Origin of the sequence: Halomonas aquatica, from assembly GCF_040196335.1 — a bacterium.
In the GTDB taxonomy this organism is placed as follows: Bacteria; Pseudomonadota; Gammaproteobacteria; order Pseudomonadales; family Halomonadaceae; genus Halomonas; species Halomonas aquatica.
In genome coordinates, this window is sequence record NZ_JBEGCJ010000007.1 from 63,267 (window position 1) to 85,127 (window position 21,861).

The following is a 21,861-nucleotide window of genomic DNA, read 5'->3' on the forward strand; positions in this document are numbered from 1 at the left end:
TGCGTGAAGGTGCGTGAAGGTGCGTGAAGGTGCGTGAGGCGTGGGGGTGGCCGTCCATGGCCATGCCGCTTCCGTGCGGCGATCCCTCCGGCGCGCCCTAAGCGGCGAGGCCGCGAGACGCGCCAATCTAAGCGTGGCCCGGAGTTGGAAAATGGTATGTGAGATATTGCCGACATGAGACGTAAGCGAAATCCAATCGGGTCTGCGGCCCCCTTGGCAGGCTGCCACCTTGGTAAGTCTGCTTAGGAGGACAGTATGCGACACATCGCGATTTCTCTTTTACTGCTGCCACTGGCTGGTCAGGCGCAGGTCATGAAATGCCCCGTTGGCTCTTACAGCGACCAGTGCTCGGGAGGCGAGGCTTTCCAGGGAGAAGGCGTTTCCAGCTATTCGGCCCCTGATACCCCCAGCGTTCAGCTCAACACTTTGCCCAGCACGTAGCACTTGCCGCCACCTGTTCTTGTACCACCGCATCGGCATGGATTACGTCAAGCTATGCGGTGACAAGGTCGAGTACATTGATACATCGACCGGCTGATAGCCAACTACTTGAAGCAAGCTCCGGCAACGGGCAGGGGGCATACTGATTCTTGAGCCGCTGGTGCCTGCTACCGGAGCGGCCATTTGCTTGTATCGTTAACCGAAAAACCCCCTCGCGAGGGATCAAGCCAGTGCTCGTCGATATGAATGTTGAGGTTTCTTGAGGTGCTGGATCTGCCGGGCCGGCGATGGCCACCCGCTGCCGGGCAGGCAGCAGGACGAGATGGGCAAGGCGTCAGCTGGTTGTCGTGGGCTAACTGGCTTTGCTAGATTCTGCTGGCTGCTACCTATTTGCTACCTAGAGTAGAGGGCAACGAAAAACGGCCACCGCTCTGATGAGCTAAGTGGCCGTTTTTACTGTGTTCTCTGGTCGGAGTAGCAGGATTCGAACCTACGACCTCTGCCTCCCGAAAGCAAAACTCATAGATCTTGATAAACGAAAATAGACAAAAAACCATTGATATTAAATAGATTTTCTAACTTTCTCCGTCTGTGCTTGTCTGTGGTTATCTGTGGTTATAGACTCCAAGAGCAGTTACCGATGTGGTTTCGACTTGGAGTCAGCCATGATAACCACCGACCGTCAGGTTCAAGCTCTGAAGCCAGAGAAAGGCGTCTACTGGGAGAGCGTGAAGTCGCCTCACGGTGGCGGTCTGGCGATCCGAGTGCAGCCATCCGGCTCGAAGAGCTGGTACTTCAGGTATCGATTCAATGGTAAGCAGGACAGCTACAGCTTCGGCCGCTATCCGAGCATGGGCCTTCAGGAAGTACGCGAAGCCCACAAAGATGCAGCTAACCTGCTCGCTCAAGGCATCAACCCGAAACGGGTACGCAAGGAGCGCAAGGAGAAGAATCAGGCCGCCTGGACCATGGGCGAGCTGTTCGCCAAGTGGATTATCAGCTACGCCAAGACTCCCTCGACGCGCACCAAGCGCCCTCCGTCTGAAACGGTTGTCGAGCAGACAGCATGGCGCTGGAACTATTACCTGAAAGACCATCTCGGCGAGTTGCTGGTGATGCATGTCGATAGCCAGCGTATCAAAGGCACTATCTCTGATGTGGCCGCCACCCAGTCCCGAGAGCAGGCCAGGAAGTGCCTTACCCTACTGCGTTCCATGTTCGACTTCGCTGAAGCCAGGGGGCAGGTAGAGAACAACCCTGCTTACGGTATCGAGCCGTCGAAAGTCGGCGCGTCGAAGTCCGCACCCCGTGAACGGAAGCTAGACCTCACCGAGCTAGGCCGACTGTGGGCCGCCATTGAGCAAGCCCGCCTGGCATCATCCACCGCCGCCGCCATCAAGCTGCTGATTCTCACCGGGCAGCGACGTGGCGAGCTGTTGCTGACCAAGTGGGGGCACATCGACCTTGATGCCGGTATCTGGAAGATCCCAGCCAGCAACGCGAAGAACCGCAAGGCCCATACTGTTTACCTGTCCACCGCCGCTGTCGGGCTTCTCCTATCCCTTCCACGACACGGGGAGTTTGTTTTTCCTGGTCGCGTCGAGGGGCAGCCTCTCGGTGCCAACGCCATTACGACTGCAGTCCTGCGCTTGCAGGGCCGGAAGACTCGCAAGAGGGACAAAAAAGCGCCTCTAGGCGACATGGTGCCCTTCAGCGCACATGACCTGCGTCGGAGCTTTGCGACTGGCCTGGGTGAATACTGTGCGACTCAGCCGCATGTGATCGAGAGGATGCTGAACCACGTCCCCGAGGACTCCTTGGTTGCTACCTATCAGCGTGCCGAGTACGCCGAGGAGCAGCGTCGGGCGTGGCAAGCGTGGGGAGAGCTGATCGAGAGTCAGGTAGCCCATGACCCAAAGAACGTTGTCCCGATGCGGCGGGCAATGGAATGAACAGCGAGAGTGGCGGAAAACCCACAACCAAGAGACTTGTTACATGACTGTGTGATCCCTGGCGAAGAGGTAGCCTTTGTCTCGCACACGGCGGCAGATCGACAGGCCGTCCTCGCCGGGCAGCATCAGATCGAAGATCACCAGGTCCGGCAGCAGGGAGAGGATCCGCTCGACATCGCGGGCTCCGTCGGCCTTGACCTGCTGGACTCCAGGTACTCGAGGGTCAGGCTGGCCAGCCGCTCATCGTCCTCGATGATCAACTCCTCGACGATCAGCGCATGATCCTGTTCCTGGGCTTGCAAGCTGTCGTCCATCCTCTGTTCCATCCTGGCGGGCAGGTGAGCGGTGCGCGGCCTCCCGTTGTCGGGAGCCAACGCCAGGAAGATACCCGAAAACCACGATCAAGCCGTGCCGTCGCGAGATGGCGACGGCGGGTGTCGCCAGGCCCCCACTACGAGGCTTCGCGAGATGCCCGATTCTACCCCAGAGAAGTCCACAGCCCATCCACAAGTTATCCACTTGATGAAGGCGAAAAAGCACAGCAGACTAGTACAGATCTACTGGCTATCCAGCCAGTATAAGAAGGCCCCGTAATCCCTCCTCCGACCAAAGACTCGGGATTCCGGAGCCACCACCCGCCAGCAGGCGGAAGGGAATAGCAGATGCTCGACATGAAAACGCACCACCCCCGTAAGCCCGATGCGTCAACATCGGCAGGAGCAGTGCGCAGTCATGTGAAAGAGCATAAACCTTCGGGTATCCCCGTAGGCTTGACGACAATCATAGCAGTGCTGCTGTTGAAATTGAACCCTCAGTAAGCACTGCTGCCGGTTCTGATTCCCTCCCCACCCTGCTGGCTCCTAAAAAGGAGCTGGCCATGTCTGCCAACCCTGCACGGACCGAACGTCAAGCCGCTGACTACCTGGGCTTTGCCCCCGCCACGCTGCGTCACTCACGCTGGAGTGGCTACCTCGGCGGTATTCCGGCCCCCCGGCATATTCACCTCGGGCGAAACGTCAGGTACTTGCAAGTCGACCTCGACGGTTGGCTTGCCAAGGCTGCCGAGGGGGTGTCTGTATGAACCCAACCCAACCCCACTGCCATGAGCACTCAATCCTCTACCGCGCCGACTTTCTGTGCGAAACGCTGGAGGAGCGCCATGTTTGAGCTTTCGCATCTTCTGACCGCCGCCTGGCGCTGGCTCGCCGCGGCGATTCGTCCTAGTCAACACCATGACCACCGCTGAGAAGCAGGAGGCAACATGCACTTGGAAACGACAAAGGCCCGGTCCCCCGAGAGGAGCCGGACCCATACCAAAGCGCCCCTCAATCATACCACCATCGAGGCCGCGCTGGCCGTCTCCCTGGCCCGGCATGGCGTGACGCTGGCGCCCAGAGCGTCAGGGCGGTTCGAGCGATTCGACGCGCCCGACAAGCCCAAGGGCAACGGCAACGGCTGGTATCGCATCCACTCACCCCTGGCCGCGAGCTTTGGCATCTGGCACCAGGACGTTAATGAGGTGGTGACGCTTCACGGCGCCAGCGATCCCGAGGCCGCCGCCCAGGCCCGGCTGGACGCCATGCGCTACCGTGAGCGCCGCGACCGCGAGCGCCAGCAGCGAGGGGCCCAGGCAGCCGAGAAGGCGCGCCGCTGGTGGGCTGAGGCAGGCCCTGGTGATCCGTCACATCCTTGGCTCGCCCGCAAGCGGCTACCGCCCCATGCCTTGCGCCAGCGCGGCGAGATGCTGCTGATGCCCATGTACGTCGAGGGCGAGCTGGTCAACCTGGAGCGTATCTTTCCCGATGGCAGCAAGCGCACCTTACCCGGCGGTCGCCTTGAAGGTGTGGCGAGCCTAATAGGCGACTTGTCTGGCGCCGAGCGCGTGCTGGTGGCCGAGGGCTGGTCAAACGCGGCTGCACTATACGAGGCCATGGGCTGCCCGGTCGTGATCGCCCGTAACTTCGCGTACCTGGAAGAGGTCGCTATTGGCCTGCGTCAGCGTCTCCCTGAGGCGGAAATCACCATCTGCGGTAACGACTACCACCACCTGCCCGCCCACGGATTGCCCAACATAGGCCGAGTTGCGGCCCGCCATGCGGCCCTGGCCATCGACGCCACGCTGCTGATGCCGAGCTTCTGTGAGGGCTGCAAGACCTGCACCGACTTTGCCGACGTGCGCCTTTGTCGTCTGGGAGGTGACAAGTGAGCCACTACCGCGACGGCATCGATCCAGCACTGATCGAGCTGCCCGAGAGAGCCGTATTCCCAGGTCTGATCCCCGCCCAGCCCACCACCGCCCTTAAGGCGCGCTGTACCGGCACCCTGCTGGGTCGGCCTGGGCCACGCTTTGTACGTCGTGGCCGCGCCATTCGTTACCGGCTCAAGGATGTACTCGAGTGGCTGGAGGCCGCCGAAAGCTTTGCCTCCACCGCAGAAGCAGGGAGGGCCATATCATGAGCTGGATTTCTTTATCCGATCGTATACTGATCAACCACCCAGACAGCGTCATCCAGCAGGCGGCCAGGGAGATATTCCTGAGAGGCAGGGATGGACAATTCGTCGTGAGATGCACCTATTGCCGCTGCGTCACCATCCCTACCCATTTCTACCAGGCCTCCTACTGGTGCCGGCGAAGTCGTATCAGGCGGGTCCTGGAATTGCTTCCTTTTCATGACACGTATGACAGCTCCAAGGCTGAACGGAGAGCGATCGCTGAGAGTTGCGCGCGACTGCCAGGTGATTGGCAATCCGCTTGTCGTCATGCGGTCCGCGAGGCAACTGGGAGAGTCCGATGACTTTTAGCTTCGCTAGCGCTGGTGACATGGTGGCCCACCTGAAGCCAGTAGCCTGGCTGGTGCGGGGATTCGTGGAAGCTGATTCTCTGGCGCTTGTTTTTGGCGAGCCTGGTCACGGTAAGTCGTTTCTGGCCCTGGATTGGGCCGCCAGCGTGGCGACCGGTACCGCCTGGCATGGACATCCGACCCGGCAAGGGGCCGTGTTCGTGGTGGCTGGTGAAGGCCATAATGGTATTGCTCGCCGCCTGAAGGCATGGGAACTGGCAAGTAATGTGTCCCTGAAAGTGGCGCCGTTGTTCGTGTCCCATGCTGCCGCCAGCCTGGCTGATCGGGAAAGCGCGATTGAAGTCTTGGACGCCGTGGAAGCCAGGGCCAGGGAAACCGGCCAGGCGCCCGCCCTTATCGTGGTGGACACTTTGTCTCGGAACCTTGGCCCCGCTGATGAGAACAGTAGTGTCGACATGGCCGCCTTCATTCGCACCCTGGACGCCATGCGCCAGCGCTGGCAGGCGACAGTCTGTGTGGTACATCACAGCGGGAAAGACAGCGCCAGGGGCGCCAGAGGAAGCACTGTGCTGAAGGGCGCTGTGAATGCTGAATACCGCGTGGCCAAGGATGGAGCGGGCATCGTCTGCTTGGAGGCCACCAAGATGAAAGATGCCGACCTTCCGAAGCTGCAAGCCTTCAAGCTGGAAGGCGTGAAGTTGCCGATGGTGGACGATGAAGGCGGGGACGTATGGGGCGCCGCCCTGAACCCTGTTCGTGACTATCAGCCGACCGCCAGGGGGAAGGCAGGCAGGGGGAAGAACCAGACCAAGGCGCTGGCCGCGCTGCGTGCTTTGTACGATGCCCACCGCGACCGGCTGGCGCCCGATGGTAGTGACCCCGAAGACGCCAAGGTGCTGATCGACGATTGGCGCGATGCTCTGGCCGATGAAGGCTTCAAGCGCCAGCGTTTCCATGATGTGAAGAACAGTCTGGATAGCGCGGGGAAGGTGCGACTGGTGCCGCCCTATGTGGAATTGGTGGAATGAAAGCGTGTCCGGTTTGCGTCCGGTTTGCGTCCGATTCTGTCACGAACCGTCCGTGTCCGTCCGTCCGGTTTTCTATAACCGGACGGACGGCTATTTCGGACGGCAGCTACCAAGGTCAACCCCTCCCGATCCAGGCGTATGCGTTGTTGACTCACACCACCACGCGATGAATTCCGCTCCCTGGCCAGGGAGGGTCAGGCACGCCTCGGCCTGGCCACCCCCTATCGCCGATTGCTTCGAGCATGCCGAGAGCCCCCAGGCAGGGTGCCATCAGGCTGAGACGCTGGTGCGGCTCGCATCCACCTGAATGAGGCACTCGGCAGCCTCAGCGATGTTTTCCTGACCCACTATGAGCGAAACCCTGGTTACACGCTGGACTCGTCGCTGGTGGAGGGAGCCTTCAACGTTCCGGACGTCTGTGCCACCGTGGCTCCCATGGACCTTAGCGCCACGGCGAACATCGAAGACGCCTCGCAGGCGGACTACCTTGCGGAGATTGTCTCGGGGGTGCTGCGCCAGAAAGCGGCCGGCCTGAACGACGATGCCCAGGCGCTTATGCGGGTGACAGACAGCCGCAACGACATCGTGGAGGAGACACAGGACTCCTTCGATATCGCGCTGGACAATATCTTCGATGCATTGCCGCACCTGCTGGAGGTGTGGCCGACCTCGGCGCTGGAGGCCTATCGTTTGCTTGATGTCGCCCGCCGTGAGTCGCTAGCGCTGATCCTGGCGGTGACCCAGCAGTCTGGCGCGACCCCCAGTCCGGTGGACTTTCGCTGGGCGCTGTATTCTGGCGCACTTCCGAATGGTTCTCCATTGCGTGTGCCGCCGACGCTCGAGGAGTGCCTTTCGGGATGGTGGGCCTACCATTGAAATGACCTCTCGCATGTCTGCTTTGCGACCCTTCTGAGCTTCGCTCTGGAACGGCTTTCCGAATACCCGGATGGCATTCCCCTCGAGCGGTTGCTTGCCCGCCTTGTCGAGGAGCTCCTCGAGGCCACCCCCTCTCCCCCGGCAACTTGGGCCGGCCTGCTGCAGAGCGTGCCACCGGTGCCCAATGCATAGTCCAACCAGGAAGACCATGCCGGCTATCAGCTAGCAAAGACCCTGTTGGCGCTAAATCGCAAGCAATCGGTTTGCAAGGCGTCGGATGCCTGGGCGGCCATTCAAATACTCGGCGTGCTGTATCAGCGGGAAGGGGAACGGCGCGAGACCGTTAGTCTTTACCTTGGGGGCAAAGACTCCGAAATCTTCCGATCGGTGCACACCGAGATGGCTTTCCTGGAGCCGCGCCTGGACCAGCCTTTCGCAGACACCCTGCATGAGCTACTGGAAAGGCGGGTCATCCAGCGCCACCTGTTGATCGCCCTGCGCAAGCTGCGATACCAGAAGGATTACACCTATCTGCTGGAGGTGGATGATGGCCGGTTTCGGCAGCATGATCATGCCAAGCCCGTGTTCACCAACGGGTACCGCGACACGGCGTACTTCTTCCTGAAGATCCGTGCCGCGTTTCCCGGCAAAGAGAGATGAACCAAACTTTATACTGGCTGCTGATAGCAAGACTTCACCGAGCTCCTCCATAGGCTGGCCCATCGAGGGCGCGGCTACTGATTACAGCACTGTGCTCAGACCTTGGTCTATCTTGGCGGCTCGGTGTTTAAAAAGGTTTTTAAGTCTTTGTTATAAAAAAGGAATGTTATCATACCAATGTCTAAAGGGAAGTCGCTATGGGCGGGAGTATGCTGGGACTACTTTCCAATGATGCCGGTAAAACGCGCACGCAATGCCAATGGCATGCTGGCCGGCTTCACTCATCTGACGGGGCCACCCCAAGGACAGAGGCATTTCCATGACCGAACAGCAGAAAGTCTATCCGGTAAGTGACGACTTCGCCGCCAAGTCCAACGCCGACAAGGCCACCTACCAGGCCATGTACCGGGAGTCGGTCGAAGATCCCAAGGGTTTCTGGGGTGAGCAGGCCAAGCACCTCGACTGGTTCAAGGCTCCCACCAAGATCAAGAACACCTCCTTCGACTCTCACAACGTGGATATCCGTTGGTTCGAGGACGGCACCCTCAACGCCAGCGTCAATTGCCTCGACCGCCATCTCGAGACCCGCGGCGACCAGCCGGCGATCATCTGGGAAGGCGATGATCCCAAGGATGACAAGACGCTCACCTACCGTGAGCTCTACGAGCAGACCTGCCAACTGGCCAACGGTCTCAAGGAACTGGGTGTCGGCAAGGGCGACGTGGTCACGCTCTACATGCCGATGATTCCCGAGGCCGCCATGGCGATGCTGGCCTGTGCCCGCATCGGTGCGGTGCACTCGGTGGTGTTCGGTGGCTTCTCGCCGGATGCCGTCGCCCAGCGCGTGGTCGGCGCCCAGTCCAAGCTGATCATCACCTCCGACGAGTCCGTGCGCGGCGGCAAGCAGGTGCCGCTCAAGGACAATGTCGATGCTGCCCTGACACGTGACGGTACCGAGGTGTGCGAGAAGGTGCTGGTGGTCAAGCGCACCGGCGGCGAGGTCGACTGGCACGAGGGTCGCGATGTCTGGTACGAGGATGTCGTCTCCAAGCAGTCTACCGACTGCCCGGCCGAAGAGATGAATGCCGAGGACCCGCTGTTCATCCTCTATACCTCGGGCTCCACCGGCGCGCCCAAGGGGCTTAAGCACACCACTGGTGGCTACCTCCTGCATGCGGCCATGACCCACCGATATGTCTTCGACTATCAGGACGGCGAGGTCTACTGGTGCACCGCCGACGTGGGCTGGGTCACCGGCCACAGCTACATCGTCTATGGGCCGCTGGCCAACGGTGGCACGACCCTGATGTTCGAGGGTGTGCCCAGCTATCCGACCCATGGCCGCATGGGCGAGATCGTCGACAAGCACAACGTCAGTATCCTCTATACCGCTCCCACCGCGGTGCGGGCGCTGATGGCCCATGGCGACAACGTCATGGACTCCAGCAAGCGTGACAGCCTGCGTCTGCTCGGTTCGGTGGGTGAGCCGATCAATCCGGAGGCGTGGGAATGGTTCCATCGGGTGATCGGTAATTCGAAGTGTCCCATCGTCGATACCTGGTGGCAGACCGAGACCGGCGGCATCATGATCGCGCCGCTGCCAGGTGCCACCGACCTCAAGCCGGGCTCGGCGACCCTTCCGTTCTTCGGCGTGATGCCGGCCCTGGTCGACAACGAGGGCAACGAGCTCAAGGGCGCCGCCGAGGGCAACCTGGTGATCCTCGATTCCTGGCCGGGTCAGGCGCGCTCCATCTGGGGTGACCATGAGCGTTTCGTGCAGACCTATTTCTCCGCCTACAAGGGCATGTACTTCACCGGCGACGGCTGTCGCCGTGACCAGGATGGCTACTACTGGATCACCGGCCGCGTCGATGACGTGCTTAACGTCTCCGGTCACCGCATGGGTACCGCCGAGATCGAGTCCTCGCTGGTGGCGCATGAGGCGGTGGCCGAGGCGGCTGTGGTCGGCTTCCCCCACGACATCAAGGGGCAGGGCATCTACATCTACGTGACCCTGGGCGATGGCTTCGAGGAGAGCGACGCGCTCAAGAAGGAGCTGACCCAGTGGGTGCGCAAGGACATCGGTCCCATCGCCTCGCCGGACGTCATCCAGTGGGCTCCGGGGCTGCCCAAGACCCGCTCGGGCAAGATCATGCGCCGCATCCTGCGCAAGATTGCTGCCAACGAGTGCGATGGCCTGGGCGACACCAGCACGCTGGCGGACCCCTCTGTGGTCGATGAGCTGATTGAGCATCGCGCCAATCGCTGATATAAAACTCCGAGCGAAATGTTCTAATCAAGAAAGCCGGCCCTGCGAGGCCGGTTTTTTGCAGACTTTGGCTGATGTGATAGCAATAGCAGATCGGTAGAAAACCATTATATATCAAGGAACTAATATTTTTGAGACGGAGTGAATGAACAGGGTAAGTTCTTCTGCTGTCATGTTACCTAATTTTATCTACTAGGCTATGCTCGCCAGGTCACAGTCGCCGCCAAGGAGGCCCGCGGGTGCCTAACGCATCACACCAGCCCATCACGCTGGCGTCGCACTCCACGCCGCAGCGGGAGCTTCTAGGCCATATCGACTTCACCCTGATGTTCAAGAATGAGGCGGGGCGCGACGACCTGATGAAGCTCTTCGCCATCGCGCCGACGCAGGCCACCAAGGACTTCGCGCTCTATCACGAATTAGCGCCGGCCAACATCGTTTACGATAAGTCGAAGCGCCTGCACGTCCGTGTCCGCGCATTTGCCCCGCTGTTCAACTACGACACCACCCGTACCCTGAGCACCCTGTGTCAGGGGCTTGGCGACGGCTTCCTTGGCACACTGCCGACGTCGGTGCGCTGCGAGATGCCCCATCAGCCTAACCAGCCGGATCTCACCCTGGTGGACTTGGTCAGCGAGGCCATTCACAAGGGTAGTGCGCTGGCGATTCGCTATGTGTCGCGCTCCAGCGGTGAGGCCCGGCGCGAGATTGTGCCTCACACCCTGGTCGATAACGGCCTGCGCTGGCATGTGCGGGCTTTCGATCGCCACTCCGGTTTAATTCGCGACTTCGTACTCACGCGGCTACTGTCGGCTGCTGTGCTCGAACTGAGCGTTGCATAGGAACACGAGGGTATGTTGCAGGACCGTCAGTGGAACCGCTTCGTCGAGCTGGAGTTGGTTCCTCACCCCAACATCGGCCACCCTCAGGCCATTGAGCGCTACTACACCATGCGCGAGGGGAGCTTGAAAGTGGAGCTGCGTGCTGCCCTGGCCGGCTACCTGCTTCGGCGCTGGAACGTGGATTGCTCGCCCGGTCATTCGCTGCAGGGGGCGGAGTACCAGCTGGCTCTGGCCAATGCACCGGCCCTGTATGGGGTCAAGAATCTTCGGCTGGCCCCTGGTTACGATCACGTTGAGCCGGTATAACGCGCCGAACTGCGGAGGGAACTGCATGCTGAAGCTGGAAGACATCAAGCAGGACGCTCAGGTCCGCGGTATCAAGCCCGATGAGGTGGTCCGCGTCGTGGCGGTGGTGCCGGTGGGCACCGATGCGCTGACCGTCTACTTCAAGGATAGCCAGGGCGCCGTTCATGAGCAGATGCTGTTCCGAGACAACGAGCCCAACCTCTCGCTGGCACAGGCCGGCCGTCCATGGGCCTTCGATGCGCCGGGCGCCGATTTCAAGCTGGGCTTGGAGGCCTACCGCATCAGCCAGGCGGCGCTGTTCGATCCCATGATGGCGGTGCATACCTCCAACGTGGAGCCGCTACCTCATCAGATTTCCGCCGTCTACGAGGTGATGCTCCCCCGTCAGCCGCTGCGCTTCGTGCTGGCCGACGACCCAGGCGCTGGCAAGACGATCATGGCCGGCTTGTTGATCCGCGAGCTGCTGATGCGTGCCGACGCCAAGCGCATCCTGATCGTCTCCCCTGGAGGGCTTACCGACCAATGGCAGGATGAGCTGCTGGAGAAGTTTGGGGTGCAGTTCGAGATATTCAGCCGAGAGAAGCAGGAGCAGTGCGCGTCCGGTAACTACTTCGACGAGCAGGACCAGCTGATCTGTCGTCTTGACCAGCTCTCCCGCAACGAGCAGTTCCAGGAAAAGCTGGCCAACACCGAGTGGGACCTGATCATCGTCGATGAGGCCCACAAGCTATCGGCCAACTACTTTGGCAACAAGGTCAACAAGACCAAACGTTTCCAGCTCGGCGAGTTGTTGGGCACGATTACCCGCCACTTCCTGCTGATGACCGCCACGCCCCACAACGGCAAGGAAGAGGACTTCCAGATCTGGTTGTCGTTGATCGACAGCGACCGCTTCTACGGCAAGTTCCGTGAAGGCGCCCACAAGGTCGACGTCTCGGACATGATGCGGCGCATGGTCAAGGAGGAGCTGCTCAAGTTCGATGGCACTCCGCTGTTCCCAGAGCGTCGCGCCTACACCGCCAACTATGACCTCTCCGACGCCGAGGCTGTGCTCTATGAGCAGGTCACTGACTACGTGCGCAACGAGATGAACCGTGCCGATGCGCTCTCCGGTAAGCGCAAGGGCACCGTGGGCTTCGCACTCACCCAGCTCCAGCGGCGGCTGGCCTCCAGCCCCGAGGCGATCTACCAGTCGCTCAAGCGTCGCCGGCGCAAGCTGGAAGACAAGCTCAACGAGATGAAGCTGATGGCGCGCGGCCAGTCGGTGCGGGAAGGCAGTGTGGCCTCCACCTTGGGGACTTACGCCATCCAGAAGCAGATCGAGTTGCCAGAAAACTTTGATGAACTGGATGAGGAGCTCAGTGCCGAGGAGTACGAGCTCTATGCCGAGCAGGTGGTGGATCAGGCCACCGCCGCCGAGACCGTACCCGAGCTGGAAGCCGAGATCCTGATCCTGAAGGACCTGGAGGAGCAGGCTTCACAGCTGGTGGAGTCGGGCAACGACCGTAAGTGGGAGGAGCTTTCGCACCTTCTGCAGGACAGCCCGCAAATGATTTCTGAGTCGGGCAACCGCCGCAAGCTGATCATCTTTACCGAGCACAAGGACACCCTGAACTACCTGGTCGACCGCATTCGCAGCCTGCTGGGACGCCCCGAGGCGGTGATTACCATCTATGGCGGCACCAACCGCGACGACCGCCGCAAGGCCCAGGAGCAGTTCCGCAACAACCCCGACGTACTCGTGCTGGTGGCCACCGATGCCGCCGGCGAGGGCGTCAACCTCCAGAACGCCAACCTGATGGTCAACTACGACCTGCCCTGGAACCCCAACCGACTGGAGCAGCGCTTCGGTCGTATTCACCGTATCGGCCAGACCGAGGTCTGCCACCTGTGGAACCTAGTGGCCAACGAGACCCGTGAGGGCGCAGTGTTCCAGAAGCTGTTCGACAAGCTGGAGGTGGAGAAGAGTGCTCTCGGTGGCAAGGTCTTCGACATTCTCGGCGAGGCCTTCGAGAACACCTCGCTCAAAGATCTGCTGGTGGAGGCGATACGCTATGGCGAGTCCGACGAGGTGAAGTCGCGCCTGGAGCAAGTCATCGAAGGTGCCCTGGATACCGATCACCTGCGCGAGATCATCCGACGTAACGCCTTGGTTGAGCAGCATATGGGCCTGGACGAGCTCTATGCGGTGAAGGAGGAGATGGAGAAGGCCGAAGCGCGCAAGCTGCAGCCCTACTTTATCCGCGCCTTTTTTACCGAAGCGTTTCAGATGGTGCGCGGCGAGCTGCGCCCCCGTGAACCTGGCCGCTATGAGGTGCGTCACGTGCCCGCCGCGATCCGCGAGCGCGACCGAGTGATCGGCGAGAGCCGCACCCCGGTGCTCAGGAAGTACGAACGCATCTGCTTCGAGAAGGAGCACGTGCGCCTGGCCGGCAAGCCCATGGCCGACCTGATCCATCCCATGCACCCGCTGATGCATGCTACCACCGACCTGATGCTGCAGGCCCACCGCGGCAAGCTCAAGCAGGGCGCCGTGTTGGTAGATCCCAACGACGACGGTACCACGCCCAAGGTACTGTTTATGGTCGATCATTCAGTGCGTGAGGTGGAGAACCAGAGCAACGGCTCGCCTAGGGTGGTCTCGCGCCGACTGCAGTTCGTGGAGATCGACGAGCAGGGTAGGGAGACCCATGCCGGCTGGGCGCCGCATCTGGACATGCAGCCCATCGATGACCATGACCTCGACCTCGTTCAAGACGTGCTCAAGGCGCCATGGATCACCGGCGACCTGGAAGCCCTGGCGCTCAACCATGCTGTACAGGCCCTGGTACCCGATCACTTCCGCGAGGTGAAAGGGCGCCGCGAGCGGCACGCCGACAAAGTGCTCAATGCCGTCAACGAGCGGTTGGTCAAGGAGATCAACTACTGGTCCGACCGCTACATCAAGCTCACCGACGACATGAAGGCCGGCAAGCAACCGCGCATGCAGCCGGAGATGGCGCGCCGGCGGGTCGATGAACTGACCGAACGCCTCAACCAGCGCCGCCGTGAGCTCGATGCCATGAAGCAGGTGGTCTCCAGCACTCCGGTGGTGATCGGCGGCGCCCTGGTGATTCCCCAGGGCATGCTGGCTGAACGCAAGGGCGAGACCGAGTTCACCGTCGATGCCCAGGCCCGCGCCCGTATCGAGCAGCTGGCCATGCAGGCGGTGATGGACGCCGAGCAGGCTATGGGCCACCAGGTGTTCGATGTTTCGGACCAGAAGTGCGGCTGGGACGTGACTGCTCGCCCCCCGGCCAACCCGGATGGCTCGATCTTGACCGACCGCCATATCGAGGTGAAGGGCCGCGCAAAGGGGCAGACCACTATCACCGTCTCGCGCAACGAGATCATCTACGGCCTCAACCAGGCCGACAAATTCTGGCTGGCCATCGTCATCGTAGATCGCGACAGCGTCGAGGGCCCCCACTACGTGAAGAGCCCCTTCACCACCGAGCCCGACTTCGGCGTGGCCAGCATCAACTATGACCTGGGCGAGCTGCTTTCCAAAGCTGCCGGTCCACAACAGACGCTATAGGGAACCGGATGACCGACATCAAATCTCCCAAGAAACTCATCGAAGTGGCGCTGCCGCTGGATGATATCAATGCCGCTGCTGCTCGCGAGAAGTCGATCCGCCACGGCCACCCTAGCACTTTGCATTTGTGGTGGGCGCGGCGTCCATTGGCGGCGGCACGAGCGGTCTTGTTTGCGCAGCTGGTCAACGACCCTGGATACCAGCGTGAGCTGGGCTACGGCGTTAACAAGCAGGAAGCCGAGCGAAAGCGTGAGAAGCTGTTCGATATCATTCGTGACTTCGTGAAGTGGGAGAACACCAACAACGAAGAGGTGTTGAGCCGCGCCCGGGAGGCCATCTGGGAAAGCTGGCGGGAGACCTGCCACCTGAACCGCAACCACCCTCAGGCGGCGGAGCTGTTCGATCCTGAGAAACTACCGGCCTTTCATGATCCATTCGCCGGTGGTGGTGCGATACCGCTGGAAGCCCAACGTCTTGGGCTCGAGAGTCATGCTTCGGATCTCAATCCCGTGGCGGTGATGATCAATAAAGCGATGATCGAGATTCCACCGAAGTTTGCCGGCCAACCGCCGGTGGGGCCGTTGCCTGAACAGGATACAACTGGCAAAGATACCTTGCGGCCGGGCAGTGGACTAACTGAGTACTGGTCGGGCGCCAGGGGGCTGGCTGAAGATGTACGTCGTTACGGCCATTGGATGCATGAAGAGGCTTTCAAGCGGATTGGGCACCTCTACCCCAAGGTCAAGATAAATCCGGAGATAATCGCTGAGCGACCTGACCTTGAAATGTATGCAAACGAAGAATTGACTGTAATAGCATGGCTTTGGGTTAAAACAGTCAATAGCCCTAGCCCTGCTTTTGAAGATGTGCGGGTTCCATTGGCTTCAACCTATCTTTTGTCAAAGAAGAAGGGTGATGATCACTATGTAGAGGTGGAGGCAGACGGTCGTGACTGGAGGTTCGTAGTTAGAAGAGGCGAGGCACCTGACAGCGCAAAAAAAGGAAACAAACTTTCTCGTGGTGCAAATTTCTCTTGCGTAGTTTCTGGCGCCCCCATTGGGCATAAATATGTTAAAGAACAGGGTAAGCTTGGTCGTATTGGCAGCAAGCTCATGGGGATCGTGTTGCAAGGGAAGAGAGAGAGAGTCTATATCTCACCTAGTGTTGAACACGAAGAGATTGCTAAGAGTGCAGTTCCGGACTGGGAGCCGAATCTGCCAATATCTGGGAGTACACAGTACTTAGGTGTTAAACCATATGGGATCGAAAAGTTTTCTGAGCTATTTACAAAAAGACAGCTTGTTGCTTTAAATGAGTTTTTTCAACTGATTGGAGAAGTTGAGGGTAAGATTGAAGAGGACTTTAGGGATGTCAATGGTGATGAAGATGAAGCGCCTTTGTCCATGGGTGGGCGTGGTTCAATAGCATATGCACAGGCAGTGTGCTCTTATTTGGTTTTTGCTTTAGGTAAGGTTGAAAATATTGGGTCTACAGTTGCCTCATGGATGAACGATAGAGGTGCGTTTAGGGAGACATTTGCGAGACAAGCAATACAAATGACTTGGGATTATGCGGAAGCGAACCCTTTTGCCTCGGCTGGTGGTAGCTTCCTAACAGCTATTGATAAGGGTGCTAAGTCTATAGCTCACCTGCCAGCTAACCAGCTTGGCAGTGCTGTTCAGTTTGATGCAACTCTTCAGGATATAAGTAAGAATAAGGTGGTGTCTACTGATCCGCCCTATTATGACAATGTTCCTTATGCAGATCTTTCTGACTTTTTCTATGTCTGGATGCGTCGTGGACTAAGGAAGATGTGGCCGGACATTTTCTCAACTATTGCTGTTCCCAAATCAGAGGAGTTGGTTGCGTTTTCTCATAGGCATGAAAGTCGTGATGTGGCTGAGTCTTTTTTTATGAAAGGCATGAAGGAGGCTATGAAGAAGATTTCTTGGGAGATGCATCCTGCCTTCCCTATTACTATTTATTATGCTTTCAAGCAAGTTAACGAAAGCGAGGTTGGTGCGGGTAATACAGGATGGGAAACATTTTTGGCGGCAGTGATTGAGTCTGGCTTGGAGATTCATGGTACATGGCCGATGAGAACCGAAGGTTCAGGTAGGCTCAGGGGGCTAAACTCGAATGCTTTAGCATCTTCCATTGTTCTTGTCTGCCGTAAACGTATGCCTGTGGCCGAGACTACTTCACGCCGAAACTTTCAACGTCAACTGCGTGAAGAGATGCCTGAGGCGCTGGAAGCTATGATTGGTGGCCAGTCAGGACAGGCACCCATCGCGCCGGTGGACCTGGCTCAGGCGGCCATCGGCCCAGGTATGGCCATCTACTCCAAGTATGAGGCAGTGCTGAACCAGGATGGCTCGCTGATGAGCGTCCACGATGCCTTGGTGCTGATCAACCGGGCGATTACCGAGTTCCTGACGCCGGACTCCGGCAACTTCGATGCGGATACCCAATTCTGTGCCAGCTGGTTCGACCAATACGCCTGGAGCTCGGGGCCCTTTGGTGAGGCCGATACGCTTGCGCGTGCCAAGGGCACCAGTGTAGATGGCGTCAAGGAAGCTGGTGTGGTTGAGTCCGGCGCTGGCAAGGTGCGCTTGCTCAAGTGGAGCGGGTACGAATCCGACTGGGACCCCGCCGCCGACAAGCGCACACCGGTGTGGGAGGCCTGCCACCAGATGATCCGCCGACTGCAGAATCATGGTGAATCCGCCGCCGGTGAGCTGCTGGCCAAGATGCCTGAGAAGGGCGAGGCGATCCGGCAGCTGGCCTACCACCTCTATACCCTCTGCGAGCGCAAGAAGTGGGCCGATGAGGCGCGCGCCTACAACGAGCTGATTGGCTCCTGGCATGCCATTGTCGCCGCTTCTCACGAGACCGGGCATGCTGGCGAACAGGTCGGCTTTGATCTTTAGGAGGCAGCATGCTGAAGCGGTTGGCACTCGATAACCTCACACTCTTTCCGCACGCACGGCTCGATTTCGCGCCGGGGCTAAACGTCTTCGTGGGGGAGAACGGCACGGGCAAGTCGCATCTGCTCAAGGCAGCGTACAGCGTGATCGCCAACGCTCACGAGCAGGCCAACGAGCCGAGCGTGGCCGATCCCACCAAGGTGCTGCTGCAGAAGGGTATCGCCGACAAGCTGATCAAGGTGTTTCGGCCCGAGTCGCTGGGTCGACTGGCCAGCCGTCGTCAGGGGGCACACACCTGCAAGGTCTCGGTCTCCTTCGAGCAGGCGGCGCTGGATACCGCCTTCAGCTTTAGCACCCGCTCCCAGACCGAGGTTAAGATCGACCGGCTACCCAGTGCCTGGCAGGAGAAGGCGCCGGTTTTTTTGCCGACCCGTGAGTTGCTTAGCCAGTACCACTGGCTGCTGCCGCTCTACGAAAGCCGCCATGTGGATATCGAAGAGCACCATATCGACCTCTGCAAGCTGTTGGGCGCACCCGCCATCAAGGGCGCTCGTGAAAAGGCCGTGGCCGAGCTGGTGGCCCCGCTGGAAGAGGCCATGGGCGGCAAGGTGGTGCTGGACAAGAACGGTCGCTTCTACCTGCGTATTCCTGGCCAGGGCAACCTGGAGATGCCACTGGTGGCCGAGGGGCTACGCAAGCTGGCGATGCTAGCTCGCCTGATCACCACCGGCTCATTGCTCGACAAGGGCTACCTGTTCTGGGATGAGCCCGAGGCCAACCTCAACCCCAAGCTGATCAAGCTGGTGGCCCGGGCCGCCTTCACGTTGAGCCAGCAGGGCATTCAGGTGTTGATTGCGACCCACAGCTACTTCCTGCTCAAGGAGTTGGACTTGCTGAGCCGCCAGTACACGGTACCCCAGCGTTACTTCGCCTTGGTACGCGGAGAGGGAATGGTTGAGCAGGTCGAGTCTGCCGATAGCCTGAGTGGGCTGGAACACCTCGTCACCCTCGACGAAGAGCTGGCCCAGTACGATCGGGAGATGGAGCTGGCCAATGCCTGAGGTGCAGGAAGGGCGCCTGACGTTTCAGTTTCCTGAGGGATGGCAGCTTCTCAAATATGACGACAGCACCTGGCACCGCCAGCGGATGAAGAGTCGTCTCAAGGGCGTGGATATTCTTGCACACGATGGCGGCCCCACTCACTGGTGGATCGAGGTCAAGGATTGCGAAGGCTACGAGCCAGAAAACCGTCCTCGGCTCTCAGGAACAGAGCCCGTTGAGGTCGACCAGGCAAGAGAGTGGGTTGATCAACAGGGGTTGAAGCCCACGGTGCAGGTGACTCGCCGCAAGCCGTTTATCGTCGATGAAGTCGAGGAGAAGCTGCGCGATACCCTCGCGGCTATCTCCGTCGCTCAGCGCAAAGCCGACCTCGAGCTTGAAGATTTTTACGTTGTACGGGCTCAATCGCCAGCGCTCACGGTCGTGCTGCTGCTGACCTGGAACCATCGTGACTTCAAACGCCTGGCCTCTCGCCTGCAGACACGACTGGAGCGTGCCCTTGCGCCTTACGGAATCCGAAGCTTTGTGGTGAATGAACAGAATCCGGTAGACGCTGGGCTGTATTGCCAGGTGATAAGGGGTGAGGCATGAGTATTGAACAGGCGGTACAGCAGCTAACGCGCAGCGATGTGATTCGCACCATCGATGCGAGCGGTCAGCGTATACCGCCTGGTGAGCGATTCTCATGCCTGTACCAAGGGCACCGGTTCGACCCCAAGCAGCTGGTGGCGGAGGCGCTGGCGACTACCAAGCAGCACCGTGTCGACCCTGAGGCGCTGGAACAGGCGCTCCATGAGCCCTTCGTGGAGGCGCTCAAGGAGCTCGAGTTTGCGGTGGTCAGCAACTCCCGTCAGATCGGGGATACCGGCCTGACGGTGATGGTCTACGAGGTGAAAAAGCCACCCCTGGTGCAGGAGAACTTCAAGCGTCTGTTCTCGGCCAACCAGAATCGCTTCTACTGGAACCGCGAAAAATTCTCTCGACTGCACCAAAGTGCCCCGGTTTTCGTGGTCAATAATAGCGCGTCCCGTGTGCTGTTTGGCTACGTTCAGGACACCAAGATCCTCGCCGAATTCGATGAGGAGAGTAATGTCAGTAGATTCACCCATCAGGGTGAGACGTTTGAGGTCAGCGGCAAGTATCTAGAGTTCGTCTGTATCGAGGTCAAATCGCTACAGCACCCGCCGCCGGGGTGGCAGTGGAAGACCTTTGGCAGCGGTGAACACACTTACATCTCAGGCCCTGAGGTAAGCGCCAATGCCGCCAGGAACAACCTGGAAAGGGTCAATCTACTACTTGAGGTGTTTGCCCAGGAAGAAGAGGTCGCGCTGCAACTGCAGACCTGCTATCAGGCGTTGCGGGGCCACGTGGTCGACCACGATGAACCCGAGCAGGAGCATGAGCCCCGCGTGTGGTATGTGATGCAGGGCAAAACCTTCACTCCCCAGCAGGGCTTGGCCTACTTGTGGGCGCCCATAGAGGGGAAGGGTGGTCGTACCTTCAATCACTGGAAGGCCGTTGGTGACGTCAGACCAGGTGACATTATCGTTCACCATGCTGCAGGTGGTGGGGTTCAGGCTGTTTCCCGGGCGAGCTCAATGCCTTTCGTGGCGCAGCAGCCGGATGACGTCGACAATGAGTGGCGCGGTGATGGGCAGCGTGTCGAGCTGGAGGTTCTGGTTCAGCTGAAGCAACCGGTCCCCCTGGACGATATTCGGCAGAAAAAGTCTCAGCTGCAGAAGGCTCTGGCCGATGTTCGTGGCCCTTATAACCGCGACGGCACGGGTAATTTTGGCTATCTGTTCGAGTTTACCTGGGAGGCTCTGGCGATCCTGCTGGATGGGCACTCGATAGCCCTGCCTGAGGAGCTCCAGCGCTGGCTGCCTTCACTCGACGAGTTGGTAGAGGAAGCCGAGGAGACGCCTGGCGAGGAACCCCTTTCTGAGGAAGCTCTTTTTGATGAAAACCAGGAGCGTCGCCTGCCCGTCGGAGTCACCCAAACCCCTGTCAGAGAGTGGCTGCCTCGGGTGAAGGCCTATATGGCCAGTCAGGGTTTTCACTACTCGTTGGCAGAGGTAGCCAACTTCTACCTCTGCATGCGCACCAAGCCGCTGGCGATGCTGGCGGGCATCTCGGGTACCGGCAAGACCCAGCTGGTTCGCCAATTTGCCAAAGCCATCGGCTATGGTGACTCCGACCACTGCGTGCTGATCGCCGTGCGCCCGGACTGGGCCGATAGCTCGGACCTGATCGGCTACGCCAACATCCAGGGCAAGTTCGAGACCAAGCCGCTCCTGGACGTGATGGCACGTGCCATCGAACACCCCGATGAGCTCTACTTCGTGATCCTGGATGAGATGAACCTGGCCCGGGTCGAGCACTATTTCTCGGAGTTCCTTAGCTTCATCGAGACGCGCATGCGCGACGCCGACGACGTCATCGTCACCGAGCCGCTGATCAGTCGCGCCGACGTCAATGGTGGTCGTCCGGTCTACTTACCGCAGAACCTGATGGTGGTGGGCACGGTAAATATGGACGAGACCACCCACGCTTTCAGCCGCAAGGTGCTGGACCGGGCCAACGCCATCGAGATGAACGATATTGACCTTGCGTGGGTAAGCCCGGATCGCGATGTGGCACCGGTCTCAGGCGTCTATGCTGATGCACTGAGGACGCCGTTTCTCAATTCAATTGACCTAACCGAAGCCCATAAGCAAGCCCTCACGAGCGCCATGGCCATGCTGATGCGGGTCAACGGCATACTCGAGCCGGCCGGGCTGCACTTCGGCTACCGCGTGCGCGACGAGGTGGCCTTCTACCTGACCCTGCACCGCGAAGAGGCGCTGGAGAGCCTAGACGGCTTCGACACTGACGCGGCCATGGACTTCCAGCTGATGCAGAAGGTGCTGCCGCGCATCCAGGGCAGCTCGCTGAGTGTGCTCAAGGTGCTGATACAGCTGCTGGGCCTGTTGGCCGAAAAGCCCCTCGACGAAGAGGCGGAGTACTACACCATCAAGCAGGAGGTCGACACGCACTCCACTCGGTATCCTCGTAGCGTCAAGAAGCTGCTGTTCATGCTGCAGCGTTTCCATGACGACGGTTTCACTTCCTTCTGGCTGTGAG

Annotated in this window: 14 protein-coding genes and 1 pseudogene; 14 read left to right on the forward strand and 1 reads right to left on the reverse strand. The window is 59.7% G+C overall.

Features of this window, described 5'->3' with window-relative positions:
- The first annotated feature begins 1,106 nt into the window (after positions 1–1,106).
- Entirely contained in the window at positions 1,107–2,393 is a 1,287-nt protein-coding gene (locus ABE960_RS14470) for a tyrosine-type recombinase/integrase (protein ID WP_349763006.1), read from the forward strand.
- Between the two features lie 81 nt (positions 2,394–2,474).
- On the opposite strand, the pseudogene ABE960_RS14475 reads toward ABE960_RS14470, so the two are convergent.
- Positions 2,475–2,707 (reverse strand): annotated as a pseudogene (locus ABE960_RS14475) (response regulator); the annotation flags it as partial.
- 953 nt (positions 2,708–3,660) lie between these two features.
- On the opposite strand from ABE960_RS14475, the gene ABE960_RS14480 reads away from it, so the two are divergent.
- The 13 genes from ABE960_RS14480 (at position 3,661) to ABE960_RS14540 (ending at position 21,860) form a co-directional block, all read left to right on the forward strand.
- Positions 3,661–4,599, forward strand: coding sequence for a primase/helicase family protein (locus tag ABE960_RS14480; protein WP_349763007.1), 939 nt, complete (start codon positions 3,661–3,663; stop codon positions 4,597–4,599).
- Positions 4,596–4,850 (forward strand): hypothetical protein, encoded by a 255-nt coding sequence (locus ABE960_RS14485; RefSeq protein ID WP_349763008.1) that lies wholly within the window; start codon positions 4,596–4,598, stop codon positions 4,848–4,850. Before ABE960_RS14480 ends, ABE960_RS14485 begins: the two co-directional genes overlap by 4 nt.
- 334 nt (positions 4,851–5,184) lie before the next feature.
- A complete protein-coding gene (locus ABE960_RS14490; protein WP_349763009.1) occupies positions 5,185–6,222 on the forward strand; it encodes an AAA family ATPase in 1,038 nt (345 codons plus the stop codon).
- Positions 6,223–6,657: 435 nt separating this feature from the next.
- The gene (locus tag ABE960_RS14495) at positions 6,658–7,098 is read left to right on the forward strand and encodes a hypothetical protein (protein ID WP_349763010.1); all 441 of its coding nucleotides are present in this window, start codon (positions 6,658–6,660) and stop codon (positions 7,096–7,098) included.
- Between the two features lie 237 nt (positions 7,099–7,335).
- On the forward strand, positions 7,336–7,758 hold the full coding sequence (locus ABE960_RS14500) for a hypothetical protein (RefSeq protein ID WP_349763011.1): 423 nt from the start codon (positions 7,336–7,338) through the stop codon (positions 7,756–7,758).
- Between the two features lie 319 nt (positions 7,759–8,077).
- The gene (acs, locus tag ABE960_RS14505) at positions 8,078–10,027 is read left to right on the forward strand and encodes an acetate--CoA ligase (RefSeq protein WP_349763012.1); all 1,950 of its coding nucleotides are present in this window, start codon (positions 8,078–8,080) and stop codon (positions 10,025–10,027) included.
- 239 nt (positions 10,028–10,266) lie between these two features.
- Positions 10,267–10,869, forward strand: a complete 603-nt coding sequence (locus tag ABE960_RS14510; protein WP_349763013.1) for a WYL domain-containing protein — start codon at positions 10,267–10,269, stop codon at positions 10,867–10,869.
- A 12-nt stretch (positions 10,870–10,881) separates the two neighbouring features.
- Positions 10,882–11,175, forward strand: a complete 294-nt coding sequence (locus ABE960_RS14515) for a BrxR family transcriptional regulator (protein ID WP_349763014.1) — start codon at positions 10,882–10,884, stop codon at positions 11,173–11,175.
- Between the two features lie 25 nt (positions 11,176–11,200).
- Positions 11,201–14,752, forward strand: a complete 3,552-nt coding sequence (locus tag ABE960_RS14520) for a helicase-related protein (protein ID WP_349763015.1) — start codon at positions 11,201–11,203, stop codon at positions 14,750–14,752.
- Between the two features lie 8 nt (positions 14,753–14,760).
- On the forward strand, positions 14,761–17,682 hold the full coding sequence (locus tag ABE960_RS14525) for a DUF1156 domain-containing protein (RefSeq protein WP_349763016.1): 2,922 nt from the start codon (positions 14,761–14,763) through the stop codon (positions 17,680–17,682).
- Between the two features lie 8 nt (positions 17,683–17,690).
- Positions 17,691–18,740, forward strand: coding sequence for an AAA family ATPase (locus tag ABE960_RS14530; protein ID WP_349763017.1), 1,050 nt, complete (start codon positions 17,691–17,693; stop codon positions 18,738–18,740).
- On the forward strand, positions 18,733–19,329 hold the full coding sequence (locus ABE960_RS14535) for a hypothetical protein (RefSeq protein ID WP_349763018.1): 597 nt from the start codon (positions 18,733–18,735) through the stop codon (positions 19,327–19,329). The genes ABE960_RS14530 and ABE960_RS14535 overlap by 8 nt, the downstream gene beginning before the upstream one ends.
- Positions 19,326–21,860, forward strand: coding sequence for an McrB family protein (locus ABE960_RS14540; RefSeq protein ID WP_349763019.1), 2,535 nt, complete (start codon positions 19,326–19,328; stop codon positions 21,858–21,860). Before ABE960_RS14535 ends, ABE960_RS14540 begins: the two co-directional genes overlap by 4 nt.
- The last annotated feature ends 1 nt before the right edge of the window (position 21,861 follow it).